This window comes from Novosphingobium sp. GW835-FHT14H07 (assembly GCF_058793515.1).
This window is the reverse complement of the sequence record NZ_JBXAFX010000044.1, coordinates 1-15,505: the sequence shown is the minus strand read 5'-3', so window position 1 is coordinate 15,505 and position 15,505 is coordinate 1. Positions and strand designations below refer to the sequence as shown.

Annotated in this window: 7 protein-coding genes; 5 read left to right on the top strand and 2 right to left on the bottom strand. The window is 60.2% G+C overall.

Features of this window, described 5'->3' with window-relative positions; translation table 11 throughout:
* Positions 1 to 611: 611 nt before the first annotated feature.
* The 5 genes from AC1Q5P_RS20985 (at position 612) to AC1Q5P_RS20965 (ending at position 7,210) form a co-directional block, all read left to right on the top strand.
* On the top strand, positions 612 to 902 hold the full coding sequence (locus AC1Q5P_RS20985) for a ribbon-helix-helix domain-containing protein (protein WP_022675496.1): 291 nt from the start codon (positions 612 to 614) through the stop codon (positions 900 to 902).
* A 277-nt stretch (positions 903 to 1,179) separates the two neighbouring features.
* Positions 1,180 to 3,291 (top strand): type IV secretion system DNA-binding domain-containing protein, encoded by a 2,112-nt coding sequence (locus tag AC1Q5P_RS20980; protein WP_492519941.1) that lies wholly within the window; start codon positions 1,180 to 1,182, stop codon positions 3,289 to 3,291.
* Positions 3,288 to 3,572, top strand: coding sequence for a helix-turn-helix domain-containing protein (locus AC1Q5P_RS20975; protein WP_052241798.1), 285 nt, complete (start codon positions 3,288 to 3,290; stop codon positions 3,570 to 3,572). Before AC1Q5P_RS20980 ends, AC1Q5P_RS20975 begins: the two co-directional genes overlap by 4 nt.
* A 1-nt stretch (position 3,573) precedes the next feature.
* Positions 3,574 to 6,600: a MobF family relaxase gene (gene mobF / locus AC1Q5P_RS20970; protein ID WP_481135831.1), complete on the top strand. Its 3,027-nt coding sequence runs from the start codon at positions 3,574 to 3,576 to the stop codon at positions 6,598 to 6,600.
* A gap of 400 nt (positions 6,601 to 7,000) precedes the next feature.
* A complete protein-coding gene (locus AC1Q5P_RS20965) occupies positions 7,001 to 7,210 on the top strand; it encodes a hypothetical protein (RefSeq protein WP_072384193.1) in 210 nt (69 codons plus the stop codon).
* Between the two features lie 117 nt (positions 7,211 to 7,327).
* Here AC1Q5P_RS20965 and AC1Q5P_RS20960 read toward each other — a convergent pair whose 3' ends face one another.
* Together AC1Q5P_RS20960 and AC1Q5P_RS20955 are read right to left on the bottom strand one after the other, a co-directional pair.
* Entirely contained in the window at positions 7,328 to 10,000 is a 2,673-nt protein-coding gene (locus AC1Q5P_RS20960; RefSeq protein WP_481135832.1) for a DEAD/DEAH box helicase, read from the bottom strand.
* Entirely contained in the window at positions 9,993 to 15,398 is a 5,406-nt protein-coding gene (locus AC1Q5P_RS20955; protein WP_492519940.1) for a hypothetical protein, read from the bottom strand. The genes AC1Q5P_RS20960 and AC1Q5P_RS20955 overlap by 8 nt, the downstream gene beginning before the upstream one ends.
* Positions 15,399 to 15,505: the final 107 nt, after the last annotated feature.

The window sequence follows — 15,505 nt, the reverse complement described above, 5'->3', positions numbered from 1 at the left end:
ACGCCCGGCCTCCGCTTCCCCCCACACGTCATCTACGATGTCGCTGACCCTTCAACTGCGATGTCGCTGTGCAGGCCTATTCCTCGCGTCTCGTTTGACTGGCAGATGATAGTCATCTGTGGGGTCAAATCGAGACGTTTTTTTGTCTGATGCTTCTGCGCCCTCGTGGACAATCGTGATGACACCCCGCAACTGAGGCTTCGAGACGTGCACTGCCGATCGTCGTCGATGCAGTGCAGTCTCCGCTATCGGGTGACGCCGGCCTTTGGCCTGGCTTCCTTCCGGAATGCCACCTCCGACATGCGACTCCCCCCAAACCTTTGATCTCAGCACATAGCCGCCAAGTCCCTGAGAAAGCACACCGAACACGGTTTGACCGTAAGGCGTTTCGGAACGAATCTCGTGTAATTGCAGGAGTTTAGGCGGAAATTAGCGACCCTGGGGAGCGGTGAAACATGTTTCGGGCACCGACGGGCAACGTCTAAAGGTCGTGAAATCAGACATATAGCGCCGCAACATGTTTCGGATCGCAAAGCGCTTTTCATGGCGTTTCGGCTACGGTATAAGAACTGCCGCGGTATCCAAGCCATGCATAACCTTGTGAGGTTTGCATGGGTAAAGTCTTCAAAGGCATCGGCATCGGTCTGTCCGAGGAGGTGCTGCGCGAGCTGGATGCATTTGCCACCAGCAAGGGTGTTTCGCGGGCTGAAGCGATCCGGGCTTCGATTGCCGTTGGCCTCCCCCTCCTCAACCTTGGCATCGCGCTCAATGCCGAACGCGCTCTGACGATCCTCGAGCATACTCAGCTCGCGCTGTCGCTTCTGGTTGAACGGCAATACCCCGAGGACGTCAACGAGCTCATCGATATGGCTCTGCGCAACGTGCGTGAATACCATGCGTGAGGACATCCGTTTCAGCAAGAAAGCCGTCACGCTAACTCACGACTCCGCGCGCGGAAAAGTGAAGCGAAATGCCGGCAATTTCACTCGCGGATCGCAGCTGTTTCACCATCAGATTCTGATGACCTGGGCAGGGGTGCGTATCCCTCTTTACACATGGGCCGGGACAACGCTCTGTCTGCTGTCCCTGCTCGTTGCGATCACCTTCAAAGACCATGAGGTGAACCTTGTTCTAATGCGGGTCCTTGCCGAGTTCTGGAACTGGGTCGGACTGAACCCCATGAAGTCCGTCAACCTGACCCTCCCGTCGGGCGATATGGTGCAGGGCCGGATGCATATGGTGCCCTTTCATCCCGCCGTCATGGCGGCATGGGGAAAGGCCATTCAAGTGACCGTCTCAGCCATGCTGGGATCGGTCTTCATTTGCGTGCCGCTGACGATCTGGTTCTTTGACTACTCGCGACGCCGCGGGTCAGAAATTCTCACCGAGCGCCATGAGCGCGGTGCGGTCAAGGTCGAGCGTGATGTGCTCATTGCGGCGATCAAGCAGTACAACTGGAACGAGCACCAGAAGGAATGCCTTGCCCGGGTTCCGGCAGAGGACCCCGATGCGGTTCTCAAGGAGAGCCTCAAGAGCCGCACTCGCCGCGGACTTCACCAACCCTACAGGCTGGCTGGTGTCCCGTTCCCTTGGCGCCTCGAGCAGAGCCACGCGATGTTCATCGGCACCACTGGAGCAGGCAAGACAACCGAGCTCAAGAAGATCGTCGCACAGGCGCGCGCGCGGGGCCATCGGTGCGTCATCTTCGACCTCACCGGGACCTTCGTCGAGAGCTTCTACGAAGAGACCACCGACTTCATTCTCAATCCGATGGATCAGCGTTGCCAACCCTGGTCGATCTTCAACGATTGCGACAACTATGCCGAGTTCATGAGTGCCGCCAGCGCACTGGTCCCGAGCGGCCGCAATGCGGACGATGATTTCTGGCAGAAATCGGCCCGCACAATCTTTGTCGAAATGTGCATGAAGATGATCAAGCTCGGCATCCGCTCGAACGGCGGGCTTGCCTACTTCCTGATGCACGCCGACCTCAAAACAATCAGCCGCTATCTCGAAGGAACTATCGCAGCTCCGTTGATGTCGCCGTCAGCTGCAAAAATGGCCGAAGCGATCCGGGCAACCTTCAATGCGAACGCCAACGTATTCCGCTTCTTGCCTGAGCCGGCCAACGGTCAGCCCGGCTTCTCGATCAACAAGTGGATGACCGAGGATGTAAAGGAAGGATCGATCCTTTTCATCACCTCGACCCACCCAGACCTTGTGCTCAATCGGCCGCTGCTGACCTTGTGGATGGACATTGCCGTCAACGCTCTGTTTCGCATGGGCCGGACCCGCAATCTGCGCACCTGGTTTCTCATTGACGAAGTCCATGCGCTCCATCGTCTGCCCGCCATCGAGAACGGCCTTCAGACCGCCAGAGGGGTCGGCGGCGCCTTCATTCTGGGAATGCATTCCTTCGGTGCCTTGCAGGACACTTACGGGGAGAATGGCGCGACGCATCTCACGTCTCTCGCTGGCACCAAACTGATCCTCAAACTGGCCGATCCGGCGACTGCCCAACGCTGCTCGGAATTCATTGGCCGGCGCGAGGTCAGGCAGATGGATGAGGCCTATTCCTATGGCTACAACAGCAACCGGGATGCTTCGACCATCACACCGCGCACTCAGGTGGCCGAACTCGTCTTCCCGGACGACATTTCCAACCTTCCGTCGATGCACGGCTTTGTGAAGTTCCCGGACGGATTTCCGGCAGCCCGGATCGAGCTCAGTTGGAAAGATTACAAGGCGCGCGCGCCCGGCTTCGTGCGTGTCACGGATATGCGCGCGGCAGACTATGTTCCAACGCCCGAGCAAGCCGCAGAGATGCTGATGAGGGCAGGTGAGGAGAGCGGTCCGGACAGGCAGCCGCAGCGGTCTGAAAAGCCCGTCGATGCGGAGCGCACCGATGCCGAGCAGGAAGCGGAAAGGCTGCGCGAGGAGATCGAGCGATCGGTCGAACGAACCGTCGAAGAGGCTGAACGAGTTTTGCGCGAACAGCGCAAGGAGGAAGAGAGCGCTGGGCCACCGACGCGCGATCACGACCCCCACAGCGCCTTTAAGTTCAGCAAGTCTGGCGAGAAGGACAGACGCGAGAAGCAGCAATTCGCTTTGAAGGATGTCGAGGAGCGTTCCGCTCGGGCGCAGAATCGCACCGATCAGCAGCGCGACAGGGATGCGCGGGATGCGGGCCAGGAGAGCGAGATCCAGCGTGAAAACATCCATGGCTTCGGGGCCGAGGACAAGCGCCGCGCAGAGCCTTCGATTGATGACGATCAGGAGCCGGAACGATGACGGTTCACATCACTGTCCGGAAGCCGGCACCAGCATCCTGCGTTGCCTTCGGCCTACGGCTGCGGACGCTGCGAGCGGCGCTTTCCAAGACGCAGGGCGAGTTCGCCTCGGACCTCGGAATCGCGGTGAAGACGGTCAAGAATTATGAAGGCGGTCACAGGGATCCGCCAGCCACTCTCGTCGCGCTTGTCTGCATCAAATTCACTGTCGATCCAGCCTGGCTTCTGCTGGGCGATGCCGCTCGTCCAATGTTCCAGTCAACGCCTCGGGAAGGGGCCTGACATGCTCTCGGTCGCATCAGTGGGATCGGCAGGAGGCGCAGCCAACTATTTCGCCAAGGATGACTACTATGTTGGCGATGGCCCGGCTGAGCTCAGCGAGTGGGGCGGGAAGGGTGCCGAGGCTCTCGGGCTCAAGGGGCAGGTCTCGAAGGACGACTTCGAGAAGCTGCTCGACGGCAAGCTTCCCGACGGGAGCATCGTCAATACCAATGCCAACCGCCGCGCCGGGATCGACCTGACTTTCTCGATGCCGAAGTCGGCTAGTCTGATGATCCAGTTGGGGGGCGACAAGCGCGTTCTGGAGGCGCAAGCCAGTGCGGTCAAATCTGTCATGGCCTATCTGGAAAAGCACTTCGCAGAAGCGCGGGACTATTCCCGGAATGGCAATGGCGAACCGGTCAGGACCGGCAACCTCGTCTACGCGCTCTTCCAGCACGATACGAGCCGCAAACTCGACCCGCAGAACCACACCCATGCCGTGATAGCCGCGATGACGCTGGACAAGGCGGGCAAGTGGAAGGCGCTCTGGAACGGCGAGATCTGGAAGAACAATTCGGTCCTAGGCTCAATCTATAACGCGGCCCTGCGCAGCAACCTCGAGAAGCTGGGATACCAGACAGAGATTACCGGCAAGCACGGCCAGTTCGAGATCAAGGGTGTGCCGCGCGATGTCATCGATGCCTTTAGCCAGAGGCGTCAGGACATTCTGGCAACCGCGGAGAGGTTGGGTCGCAGTCCGACCGAAACCGAAGCGATGCGCGAGATCACCAAGCGGACCCGCGATCCCAAGCTCAATCCCGACGACAAGCAGGCGCTCAAGGCAGAATGGGCGCGGCGCGCGGAAGGTCTTGGTTTCGACGCCAAGGCCCTTGCCGAACAGGCTATGTCGCGCTCGCAGCTGTCGGCCGAAGCCAAGCTTGGCACCGCCGAGCGCGTGCGCGAGGCGATCAATGACATTCGCGCGAATGCCCGAATCTATACGCGTCCGGCTGACGAACTCACGACCAACGGCCTGGCGCGGACCCTGCTGACCCCAACACAGCTGCGCACTGAGATGGCAACCGCTTCGGCCATCCGCATGATCGGCGAGCGGGAAACCTCGTGGACGCGAGCCGAGCTCGTGAAAAGCGCGCTCGACCTTGGTCTCAAGGGCGTAACCGCCGAAGGTGTCGAAGCCCGAATGCAGCGGCTGCTGGAGGGCGGCCAGGTGCTCGCAGGCAAAAGCACCCGGATCGATGGCGTGCCTGATCGGTATACCACGCCCGAACACCGGATGATCGAGCGCTCGACACTCGATAACGTGGCACGAGGGAAGGGGGCCAGTCCAGCCATGATTGCGATGGGCGAGGCCCCGGCACGCCTGCGAGAGGCTGCCGGCGACAAGCCACTCAACGCCGAGCAGATCGCCGCGGGCACCTTGGCGCTCGGCAGTGATGACCGCACGGTGGTGATCCAGGGCGTCGCGGGCGCCGGCAAGACGACTCTCATTTCCGCCATTGCGAGCGTCGCCCATCAGGAGGGCAGGGAGGTGATCGGCCTTGCCTTTGCCAACAAGATGGTAAGCGACCTCCGGAACGATACCCAGCTTCGAGTCCGCGGCGGCGAAGTGCTGCAAGCCGGGATCGCAGCGCAGACGGTCTCCTCGTTCATCAATCAGCACTTGCGCGGCGCGCTCCATGGGTCAGGGCCGCAGTTCGAGGCATCGCGCAGCGCGGTCGCAGGCAAGGTTCTCATCCTTGATGAAGCCTCGCTCGTTGCCAACAAGCCGATGAACGACCTTCTCACCATCGCCAACCGGCTCGGCGCCGAGAAGGTCATTATGGTGGGCGACAAGGCGCAGCTGCTCTCGATCGAGGCGGGCAAAGCCTTTGCGCTCATCCAGGCGGACAATCCGGCCATGGCCCGGCTCGACACCAGCCTGCGTCAGCGGACACCCCACATGCAGGAAGCCGCCGGCCTTGCGAGGGCTGGCCAGTTCAGGGATAGCTTTGCTTCGCTTGGGGAGCGCGTGATCGAGGCGGGGCATGATCATCTTCGGGTCACGGCGCAAACCTGGCTGGCGCTGTCGCCGGAAGATCGGGCGCGCACAGCGATATACTCTGCAGGGCGCGATGCACGCGGCGCGCTCAACCGGATGGTGCAGGAGGGGCTGAAAGCCGAAGGCGCGCTGAAGGGCGAGGGCATGCAGCTGACGACACTGCTACCGGCCCACGCGACACGCGAAGAGCTGCGCTATGCCAGCACCTACGACAAGGGCCAGGTTCTCGAGGTCATACGTGCCAACGCTCCTGGGGGGCTGGCGTGCGGGCGCTATGACGTTGAAGGCACCGATGGTCAGGGGAGGGTGGTGCTGCGCGATGCACAGGGCAAGCTGAAGCGCTTCGACCCTTCCAGCATCGACCCGGCTGACAAGCGCGATGCCCTGCGACTTTCAGAGAAGCACCGGGAGACGATCTACGAAGGTGACAAGGTCCGCTGGAACGAAAAGGACAGCGCTCGCGGCCTGATGAAGTCCGAAGAGGCGCGAGTTCTGGCGATCCGCGACGGGGTCGTAACGGTCGAGAACCGCCAGGGCGACACCATCGAGCTCAAGCAGAACGACCGGATGCTCGAGCGCATGGGTCTCGCCTATGCGCTGAACATGCATCAGGCGCAGGGCGATACCCGTGACATGGCGATCGGCGAGATGCACTCGGCCGCTCGCAACCTTTCCAACCAGCGCCTTGCACTTGTGATGATGACCCGCGTGCGTGACGACATCACGATCGTCACCAACGACAAGGACCGTCTGCTCAGTCAGATTGAGCGCAACCCCGGCGACAAGACCAGCGCGCTTGAGACCCTTGGCGAGAAGCAGGTCGATGGGGGCAAGGGAAAGCGTACGTCCGCTGAATTCAGCCCGAAAATCCCCGAACACCTGCGCGCCGGTGGCGACAGCCTCGCGCCGCTTCCCAATGTGGCCAGGGACAGCCTGCGGTCAGTACCTCAGATCGACCTGCCCGAACGCAGCATCGAACGCAGCCGATAGGAGAAGAGTCATGCCACCAGGTGATCGAGGGATATCAGGTGAGAGGCAAGGTTGTGGCAGTGAGCCAATGGTTCTCACGTCTCATCCAATAGCGGAGGGGTTCACCAAGGCAACAGGGGTTGGTGCTCCCGGCGTCGCTGAGCCGGTTGGGGTCCAGCCTGGCCCTTTCCCCGGACCGGAATGGGTTGCGCTCGGTTTGGCCATCTTGGCCTCAGTGGTTGCCGGATGGCTGGCGTCTGCGTGCGCAACAGTCTTCCGGAAAACAGCGCAGCTGCACCCTTCACGGGTCAGGGCTCGCCAATCAGCCACTACCCGATCGACCAGGCCCCAGAGGCAATCGGCATGACCCTGCGCATCCAATCTTCCAGACCGTCAATCACCACATCAAGGAGAGCATGAAATGGCATTCGATTACGAAGATGCCGGAACCTTCGGCAGCGAGCGCGAGGCGAAAGACTGGGCGCTGCGCAACAAGATTGATCTGCGCGATCTCCACATTCGCAATGCCGGCGGTCAGCGGGTCGAGGTGGGTATTCGCAAGAGCGCCTACGACCAGCGCGAAGACTATGACAACCGGTACGGGCAGAGGCAGGACGGCTTCTGGCGGTGAAGTTCGCTGAGATACGGCCAGTCTCAACCTATCAGGTGAAACCGCTCATGACGTGCAATCGGTAGCTTCGTTCTAGTCCAGACATCGACGGAAAGTGCCGGAAGCCTCCTATGTGACCTAGCTGTATTCAGGCAGCAGCATGATTTCGCTCCGCAGACCTGGGCGGCTCATCATGTCCGCGATTTGCGGCACTCTTTCCGTCATCACGGCGAGCAGTCCGGCTCCAAGCTCACGCAGCGCGTCGCCCTCTATGGCGGGAGGCACTGTTGTGTCACTGCGCCCCAGGTTATTGAGCAGCTTTAACAGCTCCCAATCGCGGAGCACCTGGATTGTCCCCGCCTCATCCTTGAAGGCTGCGATGACGATCCGCGTGATCGACTGATCCTGGCCAGTGACCTGGTCTTCGACGGACGCAATCAAAAGGGGCCGATCTAGTCGAGCGCAAGTGGCGAGGCATGCTTCGGTTCGTTCTCCCTCTTTGAGAGCCCGATCAAAGAGTACATGACCAACGCCCAGAAGACGTGTCGGTCCTTCCGCCGCGCCCAACTTCGCATGACGGTCAAACATCAACCCCTTGTAGCGTGGCTGCATAGCATAGTCTTCATCGACCCAAGGTTCGGGCGCAATCACTTCAAACCCTTCGTCACGGCGCAGCACGCGACGGCCTTGGTGTTCCATCGTCATGATGAAGAAGCGTTCGAGATCCGGCAGATCGACTTGTGGTAGATTGCGGCCGACCGAAGCAAAGTCGAAGCGCGCCACGTTGCCGAGCATAGATTTGACCTTTCGGACCAGATCCTCTCCGCCGATAGTTGCACTTTCGCGATTGAACCACTGATCAAGACTTTCGCGCGGACGTGCTTGCCCCTCTGAAAAAAGCTGTTCGAAGGCGCCAGGCCCCGTCATGCCGATCACCAGTTGGCTGATGTCTTCCCGCTCATCCATCGCCACGTCGAGCGTACGCTGGATGCGTTCCAGCTTGGTGTTGAGCAGGTCCCAAATGCGGGCTTCGACCGTGTCGGGGTTGCGCAGAATATAAACCTGAACAGGCCGAGTTTGGCCATAGCGCGACAATCGCCCCACTCGCTGATGCAGGCGCATCGGATTCCAAGGCATGTCGACATGAATCAGCGTGGCGCAGCGCTCCTGCAAGTCGATCCCTTCGCCGGCCGCTTCGGTCGACACGAGGAAACGCACTTTACCGCCGTTGAACGCGTCGGCGGCCGCATCGCGTGCCCAGCCTTTTGGCCCCCGTGTTCCGTCTTCGCGAGCGAGGTCGTCGAGCCGCTCGTCCCCATTGATGAAGGCGCAGCAACCATGTCCGAAGCGGGCGTGGAGCGCGTCCACCACCATAGCCTGCGTCGCCTTGTACTCGGTGAAGAGCAGCACGGGTTCGCTTGGCGGGAGTTCGTTTTCGATCAGCTCAACAAGTCGGTCGATTTTGCGTTCCTGTCGGATCGGCTCTGCCAGTTCGAGCAGCTCGTCGAGGCGCGCGACTTCATCGTCCATCAATTCGGCCAGCATCCTGCCCCAGGCTTCTTCGTCCGCGCGCGCGCGGTCATCGAGCGTGTCGTCCTCGTCGGATTCGGATATCATCGCGGTAGGCGGGCGCATCGACTCCGCCATTTCGGACAGTCTTGCCCGCCGCTTGGCCAAGGCACTGCGGATTGCCGCAATCGAGCTTGCCGCCAGCTTCTGCAGAGCGATGAGGAGCAGCATCCGTTGTGATTGTGCGCGAGCCCCGAGCGTGGAGGCATAGGCGCGCCCATCAATGATAAACGCGCTAAGCGTGTCATAAAACGCCCGCTCCTCCGCGCTGAAAGCATATTCACGCGAGTCCACCGTGATCGGTGTGAACAAGCGATTGCCACTGAGATCTGTGACCGTCGCCTTGTTGTTTCGGATCATGTACTCTGGCAACCGTGCCAGTTGTTCGTCGGGATCGCGTTCGGGGCCGAAGATTTCGCGGTCGAGAAGGCTTAGTAGCGACAGGAATCCATGATCCTTGCCCCGGTGCGGGGTACCCGTGAAGAGCAAGAGAGAGCCAATCCGGCGCCGCTCTTCCATGGCGCGTAGCAGTTGGAATGAAAGTGTTTCACCGGTACGTTCGTCGGCATTCAGGTGGTGCGCCTCGTCTACCACTACCGCGTCCCAGGGATCAGCCGCGAGGAACCGACTTGTGCCTTCACGGTCTTCGGCGATTTCCCGACGTAAAGTATGGATCGACGCGACGACCATATTGGCCGTATCCCAAAAGTCGACCTGCCCAGTGTCGACGGCCCGGTCGTAGACCTGCAGTCGGATATCGAACATGGTCCGCAGACGCTTCTGCCACTGCGGCACAAGTTTAGCCGGGGCCAAGATCAGGAGGCGGCGCACCTGTGCTCGGGCGACCAAAGGCATCAGTACAAGCCCGGCCTCAATCGTCTTGCCAAGTCCCACATCGTCAGCGACCAGCCAACGGAAGGGATAGCTACGATTGACTCTATGGCAGACCCAGAGCTGGTGCGGCAGCAGTTGAACACGTGACCGGGAGAACACGCCCCATTGATCGTTCACTGATCGGATTGCTAACGCGCTCGCTCGCAAAAGCGCGTCGCTGCTGGGGTCAAGCGTGCCGGTCGCAAGCGCTTGTTCCAGCGATCGCACGCTCGCCAGCTCCTCGCGCGGCACTTGCTGAATCGCAGCTCCGAAGCGGACGAGGGCGAATTCGCCCATGTCGGCGAGGACATGTCCAGCGCCATGCTTGGGGTGGCTGACCGGTGCGTTGGGAGAAAGGGGCTCAGGCATCGTCGCTCCTGTCCTCGTCGAGGTCGTCGGCAGTCCATCCATCGCCGTCAGCATCGTAGAGAATGGCGTTCAATATGTCGCGGTGCTTGGCGAGTGTAATGATGTGCAAAGGAAGGTCACCGTCACCAGCGAAGGCTGCGTCCTCTCCGATTAGATTCTCGACTGCCTTGTGGAGGTTTCGCCCTGCATCGACCCCATGTTCAAACGTGCCAAGGCCAATCCGCTGAGCCAGTTTGCGAACTCGGTCTGCCGTGCTCCAACCATAGGGTAGGACAAGATCAGCTTGAGCCTGCGAGTAAACGCCCTTTCGCGCGAGTTCGCGTACGATCCAGTTCGCACCGATTCCGAGCGAGCGCGCGAGGGGGGGAGCGAAAACACCAATTCGGCTTGCAGCGACCGAAAAGGCCGGGCGCAGGAGGTTGCCGATGCTGACAGGGCCATCTTGTCGGATGATGCCCGGTAGCCTCCTGAATAGGGTGCGATAATCGTCCAAATGCCGGGCAATCAGGCAAAGATCAGTCAGGCATCGCCGCCAGATCATGTAGTCTTCACGGGCGTCCGGCTCACTCCACGCCCGCAATCGCTCCACGAACGGGTCGAGGTTGTCTGCGTCCGGATTGATTGTCGATAGCTGATGCCACCAGCCCTCGTTCATGGCGTGCGTAACGAAGTGTCGGGATTGGTCCGGCTTTATCCGTCCCAGGGTCTGGAATGTCGCCAGAGCCAGCAGGGTGAACCAGGTTTCGTCGCTGTCATCGTTAAGGCTCCCAAAAGCAAAGCCTTCGGTTGGATAGACGCTTCGCTCGTAGGCAGGGATGAGCGTCTCGCGCTCGGCCTGCCACCATTCAGCAATTGCCAAGAGGACGGTTTCGGCGTCAGGCCTGAAATCGTCAGGAGGTTCCGGAGTGCGTTCAGAAAAGAGGGCGCAGCCCAGCTTGAGTAGCAACAGGTTACGGTCTGTCTGTTCCAAACCGTCGAGCAGAGGTGATGCCTGCAATTCAGCCGCCGGCGGCAGCCAATCAGCCGCCTTTGATAGCACTGGCACGGTTTCGGGCCTTGTTCGAGTGGCGAGATAGCGCAGGAAAGACAGACGTCGCGCATCACTCGAATTCGCCGTCCTGGCCCATTCTTGCAGAACGTCGAGGTGTCCCCCGGACCGTTGATCGGCAAACTGGGCCAGCTCCAGAGCAGCGTCGCAATAATCAGCTGCCAATCTGCCGGCGGGGGGTGCAAAGTCGGCACGGGCGCGCTCATCGGGATCATCGCTTTGCGGAAACGCCAGCACACGGATCGGCTGCCAGGAGCCATCTTCTGCCCGCCACTTCCGCTCGCGCAGAACGCGGCGCAACGCTTCATCCTCCTCTTTGGAGGTGGCTGCCCTCAGTGCTTCATCGATCACCAGGGACAAGCGCCCTGCCAAATCGGCGTCAATACCACTGTCGCCAGTGGTAAGCTCGACGAGTGTCGGCAAGTCGAGAGCCTTGCCCCGAGGCAAACCCAGCCTCGACAGTAGAACTGCCGTGTCCTTGCCAATGAGGCTTTGGCGAAATGGGTCGAGTGCAGACCAACTCTGGAGCAGCCTGTAAACGCTCGGGTCGGCCAGTGCGCCTTCGAGCCGCCATGCAACATCTGCTGCGCAGCTGTTACCTTCAAAGGCCAGCGGCACCAGCGCGCATTGCCCTAGCAGTTGGGCAATCCCGCCGCCGTGCCGATGAAGCTTTCTCTGGGGTGCGCCCGAGTCCAGATCAGGAACGAATTGTGCAATGAGGGCCTGCCAGAAGGCATCCTTGCCGTCCGGACTGGCGTTAAGCTGGCGTGCCAAATCGCACCATTTCGTTTCGCTGGCCTCATGCAGCGCGACCAGTCGTTCCGCGAGCCGTTGGCCGAGCCGAGCGAACAGTGCTTCGTTTTCCTCGGCTGAGCCGGAAAAATGGCTGCGCCCAGGGTCGACCGGAAATGGTCCCTCCATGAGCCATGCACCATTGCGGGAAATGCCCATCAAGGGGACGAGATGCCAGAATTGGGCGACTTCCTTGGGAAAAGCATGAGGCCCGTTGCGGCCGAGAGCAACGAACAGTCTGAAGCGTTCGCCAACGTCGAACCGGAGCGCCTGCCGCCCACGATCCAGAGACACGGTTGCTACGCCATCGATTAGCGGGCGGACATCATTGCCGAAGGTGGCCGGTGGCTCTGTTCCGTTAACCAGGCTGATCTCCCCGTCGCGACCCAGGGCGGCCAGCACTGGAGCAGCAGCGCAAAAGGCTTCCCATGCTGCGGTGGCTTCTGCTCGGCGATCATCAGCTATCGGAATGTCGATCAACGTCGCCTTGCGGCCACGGTCGTTGTAGGGTCGAGCTTCTGCCTCCCCCTCATCCCAGGCAACCGGCACCATTCCACCGGCAATACGTAGGATCACCCCGGCGCTGGCCAGCCCGACACTGTCCGAAAGCATGTGTACGGTCTTGAACCCCAGCCCAAAACGTCCTGTGATAGCGTCGCCTTCCTTGGCAGAGTGGCTGACCGCGAGCATATTCGAAAGGTCGCGCTCATGGCCCTCGTTGTCGGCTTTGGTTCGGTCGGGGCCAGGCTGGTTGATCGGGCGGCCCCAGTGGATGAGACGGATGAGGTTGATCGTCCCATCATCATCACGCCTCGCCTCGATTTGGACTTTGCCGCTCCCATGCCATTGTGCCTGAGCATCGACAGCGTTCTGATAAAGCTCGAATAGTACTCGGTCGGGGCGATAGCCCATCTCCGCGATCTTGACGCGCATCGCGTCGAGCAATTCGGCAGCACCTTGCGGTGATTGGGCGGCATCCCACAGGGCATCACGCGCGCCTTCGAGGTCTCCATACTTGATGCGATGAAAGTCCGCGACAGCTTCACGGATTACCTTGCCAGCCCGGATCCCCTCCAGCCTGTCATATAGAACATCACGCAGCTCTCGACGCGCATCATCCAGCGAGCGCTGGTTGCTGGCGAAGTAGCTGTCCAACTGTTCCAGGAGAGCCTGACGCTGGGAGGGCATGCCCAGCAGTAGCGCCGGCGCAAGCGCAAACATGAATTGGCGCAGCAAAGCTTTGGCATCATCGGTGCTCGCAGGTTCGACATCGCCAAGCACCAAGTCCCAGCAAACCGAGCGGGCCTGAATGTCTTGCGGAGACCTTTCGCGCTGACGGCACTGGATCAGCAACGCCTCCCCTCGGCCCGAAAGTGGGGCTTTGAACGCCGTACCTGCGAGTGAATAGACTAAAACTGTGCCGCCCTCGGGAAAGCTGACTTCAAACCGCAGTTCCTCGAGGCGTTTGGGGATGGTCAAGGGATCAAGTTTGAGGTCTGCAGGCACCTGATCAAGATCATAGATGATTCGGTCGAAGGTATGCTGCCCCTGCCATCTACTGGCGAGCTCGCGAATTTCTGCCCCCCGACCTGACATTGCTAGGGCAAGCAGGATGCCATCTCCAAGATCATGCTTAACGAGCGGGCCGAAAGTGCGCTCAAGCGCCGCTGCCAGCGGCATCTTGGTTTCCCCAACGGCAGGCAGAACGACGGCGTCTTCCCGGATATTGAGTAAAGCGGCATAGCGCCTGTCGAGAAGGGCAGCGGATGCAAGACCGGCGGCATCGTAAGCCACGGCATCTGACCTCACGAAGCGGTCGTCGGCGTTTAGAACGAGAAGATCTGCTGGAAGATAGCCAGCGTTATCGCCCAAGTTTGCAACATTGGCCTGGAAAGCGGCGAGATGCAGGCGGCGTGCCACCTGTTCATGCACGCGCTCCTCTGCCAGCTCGGCGAGGGCGTTCATCTGAGTTACGATTGTCGCAGTCTCTGGGGCGCGCAATGCTGAGGATAGAGCGATCATCTCGGGATCGGAAAAGTCTTCCCTGAGAGCCGACGCGAGCAAAGACCACACGCCCCCGTTTCGGGCATCCGCCCCGAGCATTGCTCCGGTTTGTGCTATGCGACGCAGGTCGGGAAGATGACTAGCTACATCAAGGCATAGACCTGCGATACCGGATTCACCCAAAGTTTTCAGCGCCATTGAGAACGAAGCATGCTTGCTGGGCAAGATGTTCTCTAAGCGCACACGTACGTTATCGTCGCGTAAGCAGGTTGGAAGTTGACTGGATTTCAAGAAGCTGTCGCAACCGCCAGCCAGCTCAGTCCAAGCCTGTTCAGCGTCAAGCGGCAAATCCAGCACTTGCAGGGGTTTCCATGCCTGTCCCTCAACGCCGATCCACGCCGTCTCGGCCAACAGTTCAATTAGGTCGACGGCAACACCGCCGGGTCCCTTGAGTACATCACAGATTTCTGCGGTGAACATCTCCGGTTGGGGTGCTGCGAGTGCTGAGCGGATGATCGCTTCTGGCCCCCATTTCTCGATCAGTAGGTTCTGCCGAGCGCTAGCGGCTTGATCTGGCCAGAGATCGGCCAGTCTGGCAAAGCTGGCGAGGCTTGCTGGAACCTGCGAGCGCTGGCCGCGGAACAGGGCTATCGCCGGATGAAGTGTGTCTTCGCCGAGACAGCGGTTGAGCGGTAGGTACTTCAGAACAGTATCATCAATGTTCGAAGCGAGCAGAGCCTGCGCAGTCGCCGCGTCAATGTGTGGCAGTGCTCCCTCTGAACACGCATCGTTCAGCCACTTCCCCAACAATGCAACATCCAAGGGTTTGAGGCCAATTTTCGCGCGAACTTTGTGAAGCTCCTCCGCAGTAGCCGACGAAATGAGGCGCACATTACGGTTTGGACAAAGACGATCGACTAGCCCATCAAGCGTATCGCCGAAGCCGGTCAACTCGACGAGTTCTACATCGCCGTCTAGCTCAGCATCCTGTGTGACGAGCCGCCGCAATATCTCGGTCGGGGCATTTTCACGAAGCAGTTCTGCAAGCTCGCCGCACTTGCCCGGGTCACCAAAGCTCTGTGCCCGTTGCAGGACGGCCACTAAGCTTTCCTTGCGTTTGGCAGACGCGCAACCTTCGATCCCTCCATCGCGCAAGTCCAGCTTGTAAATGGCTGGTGCAGCAACGGCCTCAGCCAACAAGTCCAATTCCTTGTTGGGCGCTGGGTCGAAAAGCAAACCATTGTTTTGCAGGGTAATGACTGTTTCCAGCGACAGGCGTTCTGTCGCCGCACTTTGCATTTGACGGGCTGGAATGACCTTCAGGTATCGTCCCGTATCGTTTCGCGCGAGCTCGTCGATTCGCGGGCCGTGGCGCAAGACATGAAGCACCATTGTCGCGGCTTGTAGGCTGACCTGCCCACCTTGGAGCAGCAAAGGCTCCAGAGCGCTGAGCAAGGCTACGGCGTTGCTAAGGTTTATCGTAGGCTGCTGCGCTACGGAGGCGTCCAACCAGATCGACTTCACTGGCAGGGCCTGTGTAGCCAGCGCGGCCATTACGGAGCGGTTCTCGACCGATGGGGGAAGTAAGTGCCTGATTCAGAAGTTTCTCAATTCCAGCAATATCTTGCGGTTCGGCGCGTGAGCATTCGGATTGAAGCTAT